Origin of the sequence: Mitsuaria sp. PDC51 (genome assembly GCF_900113225.1) — a bacterium.
GTDB lineage: Bacteria > Pseudomonadota > Gammaproteobacteria > Burkholderiales > Burkholderiaceae_C > Roseateles.
The window spans coordinates 1-16,614 of the sequence record NZ_FOZE01000004.1 but is presented as its reverse complement, the minus strand read 5'-3'; the positions used below and the strand labels follow the sequence as shown (position 1 = coordinate 16,614).

Annotated in this window: 14 protein-coding genes; all 14 read left to right on the top strand. The window is 67.5% G+C overall.

Annotated features, from left to right (window positions below; genetic code table 11):
* Window positions 1-72 precede the first annotated feature (72 nt).
* On the top strand, window positions 73-933 hold the full coding sequence (locus BM393_RS24055) for an enoyl-CoA hydratase-related protein (RefSeq protein ID WP_091733943.1): 861 nt from the start codon (window positions 73-75) through the stop codon (window positions 931-933).
* The gene (gene paaI / locus BM393_RS24050; protein WP_091733941.1) at window positions 933-1,388 is read left to right on the top strand and encodes a hydroxyphenylacetyl-CoA thioesterase PaaI; all 456 of its coding nucleotides are present in this window, start codon (window positions 933-935) and stop codon (window positions 1,386-1,388) included. Before BM393_RS24055 ends, paaI begins: the two co-directional genes overlap by 1 nt.
* Window positions 1,389-1,425: 37 nt before the next feature.
* Window positions 1,426-2,733: a phenylacetate--CoA ligase PaaK gene (gene paaK / locus BM393_RS24045; RefSeq protein ID WP_091733939.1), complete on the top strand. Its 1,308-nt coding sequence runs from the start codon at window positions 1,426-1,428 to the stop codon at window positions 2,731-2,733.
* 9 nt (window positions 2,734-2,742) lie between these two features.
* Complete coding sequence (gene paaA, locus BM393_RS24040) at window positions 2,743-3,744, top strand: 1,2-phenylacetyl-CoA epoxidase subunit PaaA (protein ID WP_091733937.1); 1,002 nt, start codon at window positions 2,743-2,745, stop codon at window positions 3,742-3,744.
* A 51-nt stretch (window positions 3,745-3,795) separates the two neighbouring features.
* Window positions 3,796-4,095: a 1,2-phenylacetyl-CoA epoxidase subunit PaaB gene (gene paaB, locus BM393_RS24035; RefSeq protein ID WP_175538495.1), complete on the top strand. Its 300-nt coding sequence runs from the start codon at window positions 3,796-3,798 to the stop codon at window positions 4,093-4,095.
* Window positions 4,096-4,105: 10 nt separating this feature from the next.
* The gene (paaC, locus tag BM393_RS24030) at window positions 4,106-4,879 is read left to right on the top strand and encodes a 1,2-phenylacetyl-CoA epoxidase subunit PaaC (protein ID WP_091733933.1); all 774 of its coding nucleotides are present in this window, start codon (window positions 4,106-4,108) and stop codon (window positions 4,877-4,879) included.
* A 31-nt stretch (window positions 4,880-4,910) separates the two neighbouring features.
* A complete protein-coding gene (gene paaD, locus BM393_RS24025; RefSeq protein WP_091733931.1) occupies window positions 4,911-5,507 on the top strand; it encodes a 1,2-phenylacetyl-CoA epoxidase subunit PaaD in 597 nt (198 codons plus the stop codon).
* Between the two features lie 45 nt (window positions 5,508-5,552).
* Window positions 5,553-6,632 (top strand): 1,2-phenylacetyl-CoA epoxidase subunit PaaE, encoded by a 1,080-nt coding sequence (gene paaE / locus BM393_RS24020; protein ID WP_091733929.1) that lies wholly within the window; start codon window positions 5,553-5,555, stop codon window positions 6,630-6,632.
* 21 nt (window positions 6,633-6,653) lie between these two features.
* Complete coding sequence (locus tag BM393_RS24015) at window positions 6,654-7,295, top strand: TetR/AcrR family transcriptional regulator (protein ID WP_091733927.1); 642 nt, start codon at window positions 6,654-6,656, stop codon at window positions 7,293-7,295.
* A gap of 94 nt (window positions 7,296-7,389) precedes the next feature.
* Window positions 7,390-8,547 (top strand): ABC transporter substrate-binding protein, encoded by a 1,158-nt coding sequence (locus tag BM393_RS24010; RefSeq protein ID WP_175538494.1) that lies wholly within the window; start codon window positions 7,390-7,392, stop codon window positions 8,545-8,547.
* Entirely contained in the window at window positions 8,544-10,601 is a 2,058-nt protein-coding gene (paaZ, locus tag BM393_RS24005) for a phenylacetic acid degradation bifunctional protein PaaZ (RefSeq protein ID WP_091733925.1), read from the top strand. The genes BM393_RS24010 and paaZ overlap by 4 nt, the downstream gene beginning before the upstream one ends.
* 404 nt (window positions 10,602-11,005) lie before the next feature.
* Window positions 11,006-13,606, top strand: a complete 2,601-nt coding sequence (locus BM393_RS24000; RefSeq protein ID WP_217648519.1) for an RHS repeat domain-containing protein — start codon at window positions 11,006-11,008, stop codon at window positions 13,604-13,606.
* A 3-nt stretch (window positions 13,607-13,609) separates the two neighbouring features.
* Entirely contained in the window at window positions 13,610-16,303 is a 2,694-nt protein-coding gene (locus tag BM393_RS23995) for an RHS repeat domain-containing protein (RefSeq protein WP_091733920.1), read from the top strand.
* 3 nt (window positions 16,304-16,306) lie between these two features.
* The coding region (locus BM393_RS23990) for a hypothetical protein (RefSeq protein ID WP_141225475.1) at window positions 16,307-16,614 on the top strand (308 nt) is incomplete at its 3' end.

Genomic DNA, 16,614 nt, shown 5'->3' with positions numbered 1-16,614 from the left:
GGTCGGTAAATAGAAGCCGATCAAAAAAAGCTGCAAAAGCTGAATCCCCCTCAGGCCGAGGAGACAAGCCGAATGAGCACCACCCCCACCCCCCCGTCCACCGCCGAAGACAGTCCGCTGCTGATCAGCACCGAAGGCGCCGTGCGCGTCCTGACGCTGAACCGGCCGCAGGCGCTGAACGCGTTCACGACCGGCCTGCTGGGCCAGTTGCGCATCGCCCTGGACGAGGCGGCGCACGACGAGGCGGTGAGGGCGGTGCTCATCACCGGCGCCGGCCGCGCGTTCTGCGCCGGCCAAGACCTGTCCGACCCGCACATCAAGCCCGAGTTCGACGAACACGCGGGCGACGTCGATCCGCAGCGCAAGCCCAAGGCCAAGGACATCGGCAACCTGCTGGACCATTACTACATCCCGCTGGCGCTGCGCCTGCGCAGCATGCCGGTGCCGACCGTCTGCGCGGTCAACGGCGTCGCCGCGGGCGCCGGCGCCAACTTCGCGCTGGGCTGCGACCTGGTGCTGGCTGGCCAGTCGGCCTCGTTCATCCAGGCCTTCTCCAAGATCGGACTGGTGCCCGACTGCGGCGGCACCTGGCTGCTGACGCGGCTGGTGGGCCGCGCCCGCGCGATGCAACTGGCGCTGCTGGGCGACAAGCTGCCCGCCGCCGACGCGCAGGCCTGGGGCTTGATCGCGCGCTGCGTCGCCGATGCCGAGCTGCAGAGCGAGGCCATGGCCACCGCGCAGAAGCTGGCGAAGATGCCGACCCGCGCGCTGGTGCAGACGCGCCAGGCGCTCGATGCGTCGATGGACCTGGAGTTCGAGGACGCGCTCAAGCTCGAAGCCAAGCTGCAGAGCCAGCTCGGCTACGCGCACGACTACCTGGAAGGCGCGGCCGCCTTCCTGTCCAAGCGCGCGCCGGTGTTCAAGGACCGCTGATGCGCGAGGCCCTCGATCCGCAGCGCATCGCCGAGGCGGTGCGCGACACCATGTTCGCCAACGACCGCGCGTCGCAGGGCCTGGGCCTGTGCATCGACGCGATCGGCCCCGGCACCGCGACGCTGTCGATGACGGTGCGCGAGGACATGCTCAACGGCTTCGACATCTGCCACGGCGGCTTCGTGACGACGCTGGCCGATTCCTGTTTCGCCTTCGCCTGCAACTCGCACAACGAGATGACGGTGGCGTCGGGCTTCGCGATCGACCTCGTCGCGCCGTCCCGGCTGGGGGATGTCCTGACGGCGCGCGCCAGCGAGACCTCGCTGGCCGGCCGCATCGGCGTCTACGACATCCGCATCACCAATCAACGCGACGAGCTGATCGCGGTCTTCCGCGGGCGGTCCTACCGCATGAAGGGCCGGCCCGTGGTGGCGGACCTGCCGCTGCCCGGCTGAGCCGGCCCGAGCCCGCGGCGACAAGGAGACGAGACCCATGACGGTGAAGACCTTCCGGCCCGAGGACCTCGAGCCCATCGAGCGCGCCAGCCAGGACGAGCTGCGCGCGCTGCAGCTGCAGCGCCTGAAGTGGACGCTCAAGCATGCGTACGAGAACGTCCCGCACTACCGGGCCGCCTTCGACGCCAAGGGCGTGCATCCGGACGACCTGAAGGACCTGGCCGACCTGCGCCTGTTCCCGTTCACGACCAAGAAGGACCTGCGCGACAACTACCCGTTCGGCCTCTTCGCTGTGCCACGCGAGCAGGTCGTGCGGGTGCACGCGTCCTCGGGCACCACGGGCAAGCCGACGGTGGTGGGCTACACGCGGCGCGACATCGACACCTGGGCCGACCTGGTCGCGCGCTCGCTGCGCGCCGCCGGCACGCGCGCGGGTGACATCGTCCATGTCGCCTACGGCTACGGCCTGTTCACCGGCGGCCTGGGCGCGCATTACGGCGCCGAGCGGCTGGGCTGCACCGTGATCCCGATGTCGGGCGGCCAGACCGAGAAGCAGGTCCAGCTGATCCAGGACTTCAAGCCCGACGTGATCATGGTCACGCCGAGCTACATGCAGGTGATCGTCGAGGAGTTCGTGCGCCAGGGCCTGGACCCGCGCGCGAGCTCGCTCAAGACCGGCGTGTTCGGCGCCGAACCCTGGACCGAGGCGATGCGCCGCGAGATCGAGCACAAGGCCGGCATCGACGCGGTCGACATCTACGGCCTGTCCGAGGTGATGGGGCCGGGCGTCGCGTCCGAGTGCATCGAGACCAAGGACGGCCCGGTGATCTGGGAGGACCACTTCTATCCCGAGATCATCGACCCCGAGACCGGCGAGGTGCTGCCCGAGGGCTCGGAGGGCGAGCTCGTCTTCACCTCGCTGAGCAAGGAGGCGCTGCCGGTGATCCGCTACCGCACGCGCGACCTCACGCGGCTGCTGCCGCCGACGGCGCGCAGCATGCGCCGCATGGGCAAGATCGTCGGCCGCAGCGACGACATGCTGATCATCCGCGGCGTCAACCTGTTCCCGACGCAGATCGAGGAACTGGTGCTCGCCGAGCCTGGCCTGTCCGGCCAGTACCAGATCGTCGTCAGCCGCGACGGCCACCTCGACGAGGTCGAGGTGCGCTGCGAGCTCTCGGCCGCGGGCGGCGACGCGCAGGCGGCGTCGAAGTCGCTGCAGCACCGCATCAAGACGTTGATCGGCGTGTCGACCCGCGTGACGGTCGGCGCCCCCGATTCGATCGAACGCACGCTGGTGGGCAAGGCGCGCCGCGTCGTCGACCAGCGTCCGAAGCATTCGTAAGGAGTCCCCATGTACACGCAAGCCATGAGCGTCGGTCCGCAGGACCAGGCGGCCAAGCTGCAGACCGCCGAGGAGCAGCAGCGCAACGAGGCCTTCGAGGCCCGCATCGACGCGGGCGACTTCATCGAGGCCAAGGACTGGATGCCGGAGCACTACCGCAAGACGCTGGTGCGGCAGATCAGCCAGCATGCGCATTCCGAGATCGTCGGCATGCTGCCCGAGGGCAACTGGATCACGCGCGCCCCGACGCTCAAGCGCAAGGCCATCCTGCTGGCCAAGGTGCAGGACGAGGGCGGGCACGGGCTCTACCTGTACTCGGCCGCGGAGACGCTGGGCACCAGCCGCGATCAGATGCTGGACGCGCTGCACACCGGCAAGGCCAAGTACAGCTCGATCTTCAACTATCCGACGCTGACCTGGGCCGACATCGGCGTGATCGGCTGGCTGGTCGACGGCGCGGCGATCATGAACCAGGTGCCGCTGTGCCGCTGCTCCTACGGGCCGTATGCGCGCGCGATGATCCGCATCTGCCGCGAGGAATCCTTCCATCAGCGCCAGGGCTACGAGAGCCTGCTGGTCATGATGCGCGAGGGCACCGCGGCGCAGAAGGCCATGGTCCAGGACGCGGTGAACCGCTGGTGGTGGCCGTCGCTGATGATGTTCGGCCCGGCGGACAAGGACTCGCCGAACTCGGAGCAGTCGATGCGCTGGGGCATCAAGCGCCTGACCAACGACGAGCTGCGCCAGAAGTTCGTCGACGCGACCGTGCCGCAGGCCGAGCTGCTCGGCGTGACGCTGCCCGACCCCGACCTGAAGTGGAATGCGCAGCGCGAGCAGCACGACTTCGGCGCGATCGACTGGGACGAGTTCTGGCGCGTCGTCGGCGGCAACGGTCCCTGCAACACCGAGCGGCTGGCCACCCGCGTCAAGGCCTGGGAGGAGGGCGCCTGGGTGCGCGACGCCGCGCTGGCCCACGCGAACAAGCGCGCCACCGCCGCCCAGGCGGCCTGATCGCGCGATCAGGCCCTCCGACACGACCTTCCAGGCACACGAATCATGAGCATGAACCAAACGACCGGCGCCAATGAATGGCCCCTGTGGGAAGTCTTCGTCCGCAACAAGGCGGGCCTGGACCACAAGCACTGCGGCAGCCTGCATGCGCCCGACGCGAGGATGGCCCTGCAGATGGCCCGCGACGTCTACACCCGCCGCCAGGAAGGCGTGAGCATTTGGGTCGTGCCCTCGTCGGCGATCGTCGCGTCGGATCCGGGCGAGAAGTCGATGATGTTCGACCCGATGGAGGACAAGGTGTATCGCCACCCGACCTTCTATGACCTGCCCGCCTCGCTGGACCATATGTGAGGACCGGACGATGAGCACTTCCGTTCAACCCGGCCAGCGCGCGGACGTCCAGTACCTGCTGCGCGTCGGCGATGCCTGCCTGGTGCTGTCGCACCGGATCTCGGAATGGATCGGCCACTCGCCGGTGCTGGAAGAGGACCTGGCGCTGGGCAACATCGCGCTGGACCTGCTGGGCCAGGCGCGCGCGCTGCTGACCCGGGCCGGCCAGCTCAATGAGCAGCCGCTGGACGAGGACCAGCTCGCCTACCTGCGCGAGGAGCGCCACTACCTGAACCCCGTGCTGATGGAGCTGCCGCGCGGCGACTTCGCGTTCACGCAGGCGCGCAATCTGATCGCCGCCTGCTGGCTGCTGCCGCTGTGGACGCGGCTGCAGGCTTCCAGCGACGCGGAGGTCGCCGCCATCGCCGCCAAGGCGGTGAAGGAGGTCCGCTATCACCAGCAGCACGCCGCCGAGTGGGTCGTGCGCCTGGGCGACGGCAGCGAGGAATCGACCCGTCGCATGACGACCGCGCTGGCGGCGCTGTGGCCCTACGTGAACGAGCTGTTCGCGTCGGATGCGGTCGATGCGGCCGCCGAGGCGAGCGGACTGGGCCCGGCCTGGTCCTCGCTCAAGCCGGACTGGAACGCCGCGATGGACGAGGTGCTGGTCGAGGCGCGCCTGGCCCGCCCGAAGGACACGCCGCACGTCTACGCCGGCGTGCGCGGCGTCCACAGCGAGCACATGGGCCACATGCTGGCGACGATGCAGTCGCTGCAGCGCGCCTACCCCGGCGGAGTGTGGTGAGCGCGGCGACGCCCACGCTTCAAGGACGACCATGAACGCTGCCCCGACGCCCTCGCACCTGGACTGGCTGTCGTCGCTGACGCCGGCTGGTCCGCGTCCGACCTCGTCCGACGCGGGTCCCGGTCCCACCGACCTCGGCTGCGGGCGCCTGTCCGCCGCCTGGGAAGTGCTGTCGCAGGTCCTCGATCCCGAGGTGCCGGCGGTGTCGCTGGTCGAGCTCGGCATCGTGCGCGACCTGCGCGAGACCGCCGATGGCCTGGAGGTCGTGCTGACGCCGACCTACTCCGGCTGTCCCGCGACCGAGGCGATCGAGCAGAGCGTGCGCGAGGCGCTGGCCCGCTTCGGCGAGATCACCGTGACGATGCGTCGCGCGCCGGCCTGGACCACCGACTGGATCACCGCCGAGGGCCGCGAGAAGCTGCGCCGCTACGGCATCGCGCCGCCGGGGCCGGTGGATGCGGGGCAGGGCGTGCCAGTGCGCATCGTCCGCCGCCGTGAGGCCATCGCCTGCCCGCGCTGCGGCAGCGCGCACACCGAGCAGCTGTCCGCCTTCGGATCGACCGCCTGCAAGTCGCTGTACCGCTGCCTCGCCTGCCGCGAGCCCTTCGAACACTTCAAGCCGATCTGAGCCGTCGCCGGTCGCGCGTCCTTTCACGATTTCCGAGCCATCGCCATGAGCCTGCACTTCCACCCGCTGCGCCTGCGCGCCAAGCACCAGGACACCGACGACGCCGTCGTGCTGTGCTTCGACGTGCCCGAGGCGCTGCGCGACACCTTCCGCTTCACGCAGGGCCAGTACCTGACGCTGCGCGGCGACGTCGACGGCCAGGACCTGCGCCGGTCGTACTCGATCTGCGCCGGCGTCGACGACGACGAGCTGCGCGTGGGCGTGCGCCATGTCGATGGCGGTGCCTTCTCCACCTGGGTGCACCGGCAGCTCAAGGCCGGCGACGAGGTCCAGGTCTTCCCGCCGCAGGGCCGCTTCCACGTGCCCATCGACCCGGCGTCGGCGCGGCACTACGTCGGCATCGCGGCGGGCTCGGGCATCACGCCCATCCTGTCGATCATGAAGACCGTGCTGGCGCGCGAGCCGATGAGCCGCTTCACGCTGATCTACGGCAACCGCCGGCCGGCCTCGGCGATGTTCAAGGAAGAGCTCGAGGACCTGAAGAACCGCTACATGACGCGGCTGACGCTGCATCACGTGTTCTCGCGCGAGCATGTCGACGCCCCGCTGATGGCGGGCCGGCTGGACCGGGCCAAGCTGGGCGAGTTCCTGGCCGGGCCGGTGCCGGCGGGCGGCATCGACCAGGTCTTCGTCTGCGGGCCCTTCGAGATGAACGAGCAGGCCGAGGCCGCGCTGCGCGCCGCCGGCGTGCCCGAGGACCACATCCACATCGAGCGCTTCGGCACGCCGGAGATGCAGACCGGCCGTCCGGCGCCGCACGAGATCCACGAGGAGGACGCCGAGGCCGCCAAGGTGCTCGTGATCCGCGACGGCGTCTCGCGCGAGATCGAGTTCCGCAAGAGCGATCCCAGCCTGCTCGACGCCGCGGCGCGGGCCGGGATGGACGTGCCGTTCTCCTGCAAATCGGGCGTGTGCTCGACCTGCCGCTGCAAGCTGATCGAGGGCGAGGTCCGGATGGATAAGAATTTCGCCCTTGAGAAGCACGAGGTGGCGGCCGGATTCATCCTCAGCTGTCAGGCCCACGCCCTGACGCCGCGCGTCGTGATCTCGTTCGACGAACGCTGATTCACAAGGAAAACGACACCCATGGCCCGAGGTCGCGCCCCCGGATTCGATGCCACCCGCGAGGAGATCCTCGCGCAGGCTGCCCGACTTTTCGCCAACCAGGGCTACCCGGCCACCTCGATGAACCAGGTCGCCGAGGCCTGCGAGGTCAGCAAGCCCACGCTGTACCACTACGTCCGCGACAAGCATGAGCTGCTCGCGCAGATCTGCCAGAACCACCTGCAGCACCTGGTCGACCTGGTCGACGAGGTGAGCGCGCAGGGCCTGCCGCCGCAGGATCACCTGCGTGGCCTGATCCATCGCTTCGTGCAGGCCTACGGCGAGGCCCAGAACGAGCACCGCGTGCTGACCGAGGACCTGAAGTTCCTGGACGACGAGCACCGCGAGCGCATGGTCGAAGTGGAGCGGCAGGTGGTGGGCCGCTTCGCCGACGCGGTGGCCGCGGTGCGGCCGGAGCTGCGCGGCGCCCACCTGCACAAGCCGCTGACCATGCTGCTGTTCGGCATGATCAACTGGACCTTCACCTGGCTGCGCCCCGATGGCGCGCTGACCTACGAGGCGGTCGCGCCGATGGTGGCGGACCTCTTCTTCGGCGGCCTGGGCGCGGTCCGGACCGAAGCCGCCGACCCGGCACCGCGCGATCCCGCGCCGCAAGTCTCATGAAGGTTTCGCGGAGGAGCATCGCCCCCTTGCAGTCGCAGTAGCAGTACCTCCCATTCCCTTGCGTTCCTGAACAACGACATTCCAAGGAGACGACATGACACGCATCGAGAAGACCCTGCTGGCCGTGGCCGGCGCCGCGCTGATGGCGCTGGGCGGCGCCGCCCGCGCCGACATCAACGTCGGCGTGACGGTCTCGGCGACGGGGCCGGCGGCCTCGCTGGGCATCCCGGAGAAGAACACCTTCGCGCTGATGCCCAAGACCATCGCCGGGCAGAAGGTCAACTACATCGTGCTGGACGACGCGTCGGACACGACGACCGCGGTGGCCAACACCCGCAAGCTGATCACCGAGCACAAGGTCGACGTGGTGGTGGGCTCGACGGTGACGCCGAACTCGCTGGCGATGATCGACGCGGTGTCGGAGGCGCAGGTGCCGATGATCTCGATGGCGGCGTCGGCGCGCATCGTCGAGCCGATGGATGCGAAGAAGAAGTGGGTCTTCAAGACGCCGCAGAACGACATCATGATGGCGCTGGCCATCGCCACCCACATGCAGGCGCAGGGCGTGAAGACGGTGGCCTACATCGGCTTCGCCGACGCCTACGGCGAGGGCTGGTACGGCGAGTTCAACAAGGTCGCCGCCAGCAAGGGCCTGAGCATCGTCGCCAACGAGCGCTACAACCGAACCGACACCTCGGTGACCGGCCAGGTGCTGAAGATCATGGCGGCCAAGCCGGACGCGGTGCTGGTGGGCGGCAGCGGCACGCCGGCGGCGCTGCCGCAGAAGACGCTCAAGGAGCGCGGCTACCAGGGCAAGTACTACCAGACCCACGGCGTGGCCAACAACGACTTCCTGCGCGTGGGCGGCAAGGATGTCGAGGGCACCTTCCTGCCGGCCGGCCCGGTGCTGGTGGTGGACCAGCTGCCGGCCGACCATCCGGCCAAGAAGAGCGCCAAGGCCTATGTGACCGAGTACGAGAAGGCCTATGGCAAGGGCAGCGTGTCGACCTTCGGCGGCCATGCCTGGGATGCGGGCCTGCTGCTGCAGGCGGCGATTCCGAACGCGATCAAGAAGGGTCAGCCCGGCACGCCTCAGTTCCGCGCGGCGCTGCGCGACGCGCTCGAAGGCGTGAAGGAACTGCCCGGCGCGCATGGCGTGTTCACCATGTCCGCCAACGACCACCTGGGCCTGGATCAACGCGCCCGCGTGATGGTCAAGATCGAAAACGGAACCTGGAAATATCAGCCATGAGTCTCAGCGCCACCCCCGTCCTCCAAAGCCTGATCGCCGGTCGCTGGATCGGCTCGACCGCCGCACGCGGCCTGCACAGCGCCATCAACGGCCGGCTGGTGGCGCAGACCCATGCCGAGGAGATCGACTTCGGCGAAAGCCTCGACTTCGCGCGGCGGCAGGCGCTGCCGTCGCTGCTCGCGCTGGACTTCCAGCAGCGCGCGGCGATCCTCAAGGCCCTGGCCACCTACCTGCAGGAGCGCAAGGAAACGCTCTACGCGATCTCCGCCCACACCGGCGCCACCCGGCCCGACTCGTGGATCGACATCGAAGGCGGCTTCGGCACGCTCTTCGCCTACGCGTCGATGGGGCGGCGCGAGCTGCCGTCGAGCAACATCGTTCATGAAGGCCCGGCCCAACAACTCGGCAAGGTCGGCCAGTTCATGGGCACGCACGTGCTGGTGCCCAAGCGCGGCATCGCAGTCCACATCAACGCGTTCAACTTCCCGATGTGGGGGATGCTGGAGAAGTTCGCGCCGAGCTTCCTCGCCGGCATGCCCTGCATCGTCAAGCCGGCCACCGCGACGAGCTATGTCGCCGAGGCCTGCGTGCGGCTGATCGAGGAGTCCGGCCTGCTGCCGGCGGGCGCGTTGCAGCTGATCATCGGGGGTTCCGGCGATCTGCTGGACCGGCTGGAAGAGACCGATGTCGTCACCTTCACCGGCTCGGCGGACACGGCGGCGCAGCTGCGCGTCAATGCGAACCTGATCCGCCGCTCGGTGCCGTTCAACGCCGAGGCGGACAGCCTCAACTGCTCGATCCTGGCGCCGGACGTGCAGCCGGGCGATCCCGAATTCGATCTCTTCGTCAAGGAAGTGATGCGGGAGATGAGCGCCAAGGCCGGCCAGAAGTGCACGGCGATCCGACGCGCGATCGTGCCGGCGGCGCAGGCCGATGCGGTGGCCGCGGCGCTGCGCGAGCGGCTGGCGAAGATCAAGGTCGGCGACCCGGCCATCGAGGGCGTGCGCATGGGCGCGCTGGCATCGAAGGCGCAGCAGGCGGACGTGGCCGAGCGCCTGGCGCAGCTGGCGCAGGGCAACGAGATCGTCTTCGGTGAGCGCGACGGCTTCGCGCCGGTGGGCGAGGGCGTCGGCGATGGCGCCTTCTTCGCGCCGACGCTGCTGCTGTGTCGCGACGCGATGCGCAACGAGGCGGTGCACAGCGTCGAGGCCTTCGGGCCAGTGTCGACGCTGATGACCTACGGCGACTTCGACGAGGCGCTCGCACTCGCGGCCAAGGGGCGTGGCAGCCTGGTGGGCTCGGTGGTCACGAAGACGCCGGCGCTGGCGGCGCAGGCCGTGTACCACGCGGCCGCCTTCCACGGCCGGCTGCTGGTGCTGGACCGCGACGCGGCCGGCGAGTCGACCGGCCATGGCTCGCCGCTGCCGATGCTCAAGCACGGCGGCCCGGGCCGCGCGGGCGGCGGCGAGGAGCTCGGCGGCATCCGGGCGGTGAAGCACTACCTGCAGCGCTGCGCGGTGCAGGCCTCGCCGACGATGCTGACGGCGATCACCGGCGAGTACGTGCGCGGCGGCAAGGTGACGGAGGACGCGATCCATCCGTTCCGCAAGCACTTCGAGGAGATCCAGGTCGGGGACTCGCTGCTGACGCATCGGCGCACGGTGTCGGAGGCGGACATCGTCAACTTCGGCGGCATCAGCGGCGACTATTTCTACATGCACTTCGACGAGGTGGCGGCGAAGGACACGCAATTCGGGCAACGCATCGCGCACGGCTACTTCGTGCTGTCGGCGGCGGCGGGGCTGTTCGTGTCGCCGGCGCCCGGGCCGGTGCTGGCGAATTACGGGCTGGACACGCTGCGCTTCGTCAATCCGGTGGCGATCGGCGACACCATCCAGGCGCGCCTGACCTGCAAGCGGCGCATCGACCGCGGCAATCGCCCGGACCAGCCGCCGCAGGGCGTCGTGGCCTGGGATGTGCAGGTCACCAACCAGCGCGGCGAGCTCGTCGCGAGCTACGACATCCTGACGCTGGTCGCCAAGAAGGCGGCGTGATGGAAGAGGGCCTTGCCGGGAGGCAAGGCCTGGCCCCGTGAGGGCCTGGTGACACCTGTAAAGGGCAGGGGCACTCGCCTGCGTGTCACCTTCCTCCGGCAGAATCGCGGCCACATTCAATCAGGGAGAGAGGCGGCCCGGCACCGAGCGCGACAGACGCTCGCCGGACCCTCGCACATCGGCTCATGTTCGTGAGCTGCTCCTCCCTGTTGCCGCTTTTCTTGCAGATCGGGTGGGGAGTGATGAAACCGCTATCTATTGCCGTGCGCGCGTGCCTGCGGGCCGTGCAGTTTCTTGTGTCCTCCGGAAGCACGGCCGCGGGCATGTTGTGGCCCATGTATGCGTCGCCGCACGCCCGACACGGGCGCCTCCCTTCTTTCTTCGCTGCGCTACTGCTCATTGGGTTGCTGCTGCTGGGCACGTCGGGGGCGCGAGCTTATGACCGGACGTTTCCCGCGGACTGGTCGCCACCCAACGATCCTGGATCCGTGGGCTTCCTGCCCGCATCGGCGTGTACTGGCGGAACTGGTGATGGCATTACGCCCAACCCCAATCCCAACCTGTCCGGCTACTGGTTGGTGACAGGGCGAAGCGGGCGCCCCACCGAACCGAACGCCATTCAAGCGCGTGTACTGGCTTTCGCGAATTCTTCCTGCCCCTCGCCAGGCATTTGCCGCTCGCCGATTGTTTACTCTGCGGGGGCGTGTTCTATCGCTTCGGGGGCGTGGTTCACGGCTTCGGCCAATTGCTATATCCATGCCAGCCAGAAGTACTTTCCGCGCTATTCCATCAAGGACGGCCAGACGGTCTGCGAAGGGACGCAGGAGGAGTACACCGCGGATTTCCCGGTGCAAATCTCGAAGTCCTGCGGCGGGGTCGCGAGAGCTCACTATGAGACCGAGAGCGGCGACTGCGTCTGCGATGAGGGCCTCTACGTCCCCGAGAAGAACTCCTGCTTGCCCATCACGGACCGGTACTTCCAGACGAACTGCGACACCTGCCACGGCAATCCCATCGTCGCGCTGACGGGCGCGAAGCTGCAGCCGATCGAACTCGGGCAGTTGTCCTGGCTGCCGCTGAAGGTCACCTTCAATTCCTCGCGGCGCGTGCCGTACGCCAGCGGCGAGCAGCCTTTCATGAGGGACGACACCAAGCTCCTGGGCGACGACTGGAAACCCAGCTTCGAGCGTGGCCTCTTCACCGACGTTCACAAGGACATGAGCCAGCCCGCGAAGCTGATCAATGTCCAGCGCGGCGACGGCAACTGGACCAGCTTCCAATCGACGGGCTCGGCATTCGCGCCGGCGTCGCCCGCTCTCAACGATCGACTGGTCGCGGTATCGGGCGGCTATCTGTATTACGACGCGGAAGCCATGACGATCGAGCGCTACGACGCCGTCGGCCGGTTGACGCGCCTGTCGAAGGTGGGCGGATTCTTCATCGACGTGACCCGCAGCGGCGGTGCCCAGGTGGCCGGCGACGCCCCGGACTTCGACGGCCTGCCGGTCGCGCTGACCGACCAGACGGGGCGCGTGCACCAGCTCAAGTATGTCAAGCTGGCGGATGGCGCATTCCGGCTGTCGGGCATCCAGGGGCCGGGTACCCCTGTCCAGTTCAGTTACGACGTGCAAGGGCGGCTGGCCGGCGTGACCTTCGCCGACAGCGCCGCCCGGACCTTCCTGTACGAAGACACGAATCATCCCTGGGCACTGACGGGCTACCTGGACGAAAACCAGGTGCGCGCCGGCACCTACAGCTACGACGCCGCAGGGCGGGCTGTGTCGACCGCCCGGGCGCAGGGCCTGGATGCCTACAGCGTGACCTGGGGAACGCCGCCGAGATGGAACGTCGCCACGTACTACGACGACCTCAATCAGAAGCTCTGGCGGGATCACTACCTCGAGCTGCCGCAGGATGTGCGAGTGACCTATCCGAATGGCGACGTCGAGGTCATCGAGGCCGGTGGCGCCTACGGCAGTCTCAAGTGGCGCGCGAAGACGCGCGGCAGTGCGACCGGCACGCCGTCGACCGAGCGGCGGATGCTCGATCAGAACCTCAACGTCACGCAGTACGACGACCCCAACGCTAGCCGCCGCTGCGCGGCGTTCGACCTGACGCGCAATCTTGAGACCGCGCGGGTGGAAGGCGCCAGCGCCACATCGGTCTGCGCGACATTGCTTGCCGGAATCATTCCGGCGGGAGCGCGCAAGGTGAGCACGCAATGGCATCCGGACTGGCGCCTGGCCACCCGGACCGCCGAGCCTCGCCGCATCACGACGCTGGTCTACAACGGCCAGCCCGACCCGTTCAACGGCAACGCGGTGGCGAGCTGTGCGCCCACCAGTGCGCTGCTGCCCGATGGAAAACCCATCGTCGTGCTGTGCAAGCGCGTAGAGCAGGCGACGACGGACGAAACCGGCGCGCAAGGCTTCGATGCGACGCTGCAGTCCGGCGTGCCGGTCCGGTCGACAAGCTGGACCTACGACGCCACCGGCCAGGTGCTCATCGAGACCGATCCGCGCGGCAAGGTCGTCGTGACCAACGAGTACTACACCGACACGACCGCCGAGCACACCAAGGGCGACCTCAAGTCCTCAATGAACAGCGCAGGGCACCTGACGCAGTTCCCGCGCTACAACGCCTACGGCAAGCCGCTGGAGGTCATCGACGCCAACATGGTCTCGACCACCTATGGCTATGACCTTCGCCAGCGCCTGACTTCGGTGTCCACCGGGGGATCAACCACCAGCTACGAGTACTGGCCCACTGGGTTGCTCAAGAAGACGACACAGCCCGATGGCGCGATCGTGACTTATGAATACGACGACGCGCATCGCCTGACCGCTGTGGCCGACGGCCAAGGCAATCGCATCGAGTACACGCTAGATGCCAGCGGCAACCGGACTGCGGAACAAGCCAAGGACCCGCAAGGCACGCTCAAGCGGACCATGAGCCGCGTCTTCGACGCGCTGGGCCGGGCACAACAAACAACAGGTAGGGAGTAAGTCATGCAGGACAACCACAGGCAAAGGCAATGCTGGAAGGCGCTCGCGGCCGCGCCGAATCTCAGTTCTTCCCAACCATGGCCGCGTCGGGTCTGGTCCGCTCTTTGCGTTCTGATCCTGTTCTGGATCGGTCTCGCGGGGCCGGCGGCGGCCTACGACAAATGGATCACAACGAACCCGTGGCTCGAAGCCGGCGGCAGGCTCACGCCGTCACGTTGCGACGGGGCCGGCGTGGACAGCCAGTACATCCGCTATCCGGCAGGCAGCGATCTCGGCTACGACTTCCCGGAGCGAATGCGTGATCGGTTGCTTGCCTTGGCCAACGCTTCCTGTGTGGGGAAAGGAAATGGGGTTGGTGCGTGCCAAGCTCTAGGCAACTGGCGCGCTCAGGGTGCCTGCACAGTCAGTGGCGGCAGTTCAGCAGCTGGCACCGTGGCCTGTCCCTATGCCGTCACCATGACAACTTGGGAACCCTTCGCCAACGGCTGCGGCGAACTGCAGCGCACCGACGAGTTGACCGACTATGCCCTGGGGACGGGCAAGCATTGCCAGGCCATCGATTCGTACGGTCAGTTCGACGAGGAGAGCCGCAATTGCTATTGCGGTCAGGGCAGGGTCTTCGTCCCTGAGCAAGGGCGATGTCTGGAGACCACGGATGTGCTCTGGATTCCCCATTGCGATACCTGCGTCGGCAATCCGATCTATCCGGCGATCGGCGCGAAGGTGCAGCGATTCCAACTCGGCTGGCAGCCTTGGTACGGCGTGCGTGCCACTTTCAACTCGATCCGCAAGATTCCCTATGACCCGTCTCTGACACCTTCGATGGCGCCCGCCGATCCCTCATCGCTCGGCGGTGCCTGGACAACCAATTTCGACAAGCGCGTCAGGCCCAGCAATCCCAACACAGCGCGAGAACGTTTGAACGTCGCTCGGGGTGATGGCTTTTCCACCGTGTTCCGATGGAGTGGCAACGGCTTCTCGCCGATGCAGCCACAGTCCACTGATTCGATCCAGGAAAAGAGCTGGGGCGGATGGTTCTATCGCGATGCTGCGGCCGGAGTGATGGAGGTGTATGACGCCAACGGCGTCCTTCAATCGCAGGCTCAGATCGGCGGCAAGACATTGACCATCTTGCGCAGCGACAGCAACACACCCGCAGCGATCGCGCCGCAACCGGGTCTGCCCATTGAGCTGACCGATCAGGACGGGCGTGTGGTGAAACTCCGGTTCGCGCGTCCTGATCCCAACGGCGCGCCAGTGCTATCGCATGTCATCGATCCGGCGAATGGCATCACGGAGCTGCGATATCCGACCCTGTCCGTGCAGCCGATCGAGATCGTCAACAGCGACACGACGTCGACCCAACTGCTCTACGAGGATCTGAACTCCTCCTGGGCATTGACCGGTTACCGCAATGAGAATGGCCAGCGCGCAGGCACTTACGGTTATGACATCGAGGGGCGCGCCATCTCGACGATGCGCGCCAACGGGCTTGACGCCTATTCGGTGACGTGGACCCAGCCCGCACGGTGGAGCTGGACCGAGATCTATGACTCGTCCGTCGATAAGGTGCTTCGCGTGCACAAGCTGCTGCCGGCGCTTGACGTGATGCTGACCTACCCGACGGGAACCACTGAGTCGATCGTCGCGATGTCATCGCTGGATGCAGTGCGGTGGTCGCGCAAGACTCAGCAAGCGGGCGCGGGTTCGGCGGTTGCAACGACCGGTCGAGACTTTGACGGTCGAGGCAACGTGACCCGAGTGGATGACTACAACGGTCATCGCAGTTGCATGAGCTACGAGGCGACGCGCAACCTGGAGTCGATGCGCATCGAGGGACTAGGCACCTCGGCGGACTGCGCCACTCTGGCGTCAGGTGCCCTGCCGTCCGGGGCTCGCAAGGCTTCCACGCAGTGGCACCCGGTATGGAGCTTGGCGGTAAAGACGGCCGAGCCGGGGCGCATCACGACGTTGGTCTACAACGGACAGCCGGATCCCTTCAATGGCAATGCGATCGCCCGCTGCGAGGCGACTGGCCAGACACTGCCGGACGGCAGCTTGGTGGTCCTGCTGTGCAAGCGCGTGGAACAGGCAACGACCGATGCCAGTGGCGAGCAGGGCTTCAACGCGGCGGCGCTGCCGGGCGCATCGGCGCGCGTGTGGAACTGGACTTACTCGCCTACAGGCAAGGTGTTGACGGAGAAGGACCCGCGGGGAGTCACGACAGTGACCAACGAGTACTACACGACAACGACCACCGACTACACGAAGAACGATCTGAAATCGAGCACCAACGCGCGCAGACACGTCACCACCTATCCCCGCTACAACGCGTATGGGCAGCCACTCGAGATGGTCGACGCGAACGCGGTCAGCACAGTCTATGCATACGACGCGCGGCAGCGCCTCAAGACGGCGACGCGGGCAGGAAACACCACGTCGTACGACTACTGGCCGACCGGAGAGATCAAGCGGATTTCGGAGTCCGACGGAAGCTCGGTGAACTACGAGTACGACGACGCCAGGCGCTTGACTGCGGTTTCGGACGCGCTGGGCAACCGCATCGAGTACACGCTGGACCAGAGCGGCAACCGGACCGCGGAAGTCGCCAAAGACCCGCAAGGCACGCTCAAGCGGACCATGAGCCGCGTTTTCGACGCGCTGGGCCGGGCACAACAAACAACAGGCAGGGAGTAATTCATGCAAGGCAAGAAATGGCACTGGCAGTGCCGGAGCGCACTCGCGGCTGCGGTAGCCGCTTGCTTGGGGATCGGGGCGCACGCGGCGACGCTGCCGCCGCCGCCGGTCTCCCCGGCACCGGTCACCGACTACGAGTACGACGCCAAGGGCAATCCGACCAAGGTCATCAAGGCCAAGGGCGTAGCGGGTTTCGGCTTCACCTCCAGCACTGCTTACGACGCGCTGGACCGCGTCAAGACCAACACCGACGCTCGCAGCGGCGTGACGACGCTGGGTTTCGACGGCATCGATCAGCTCAAGCAAGTCAC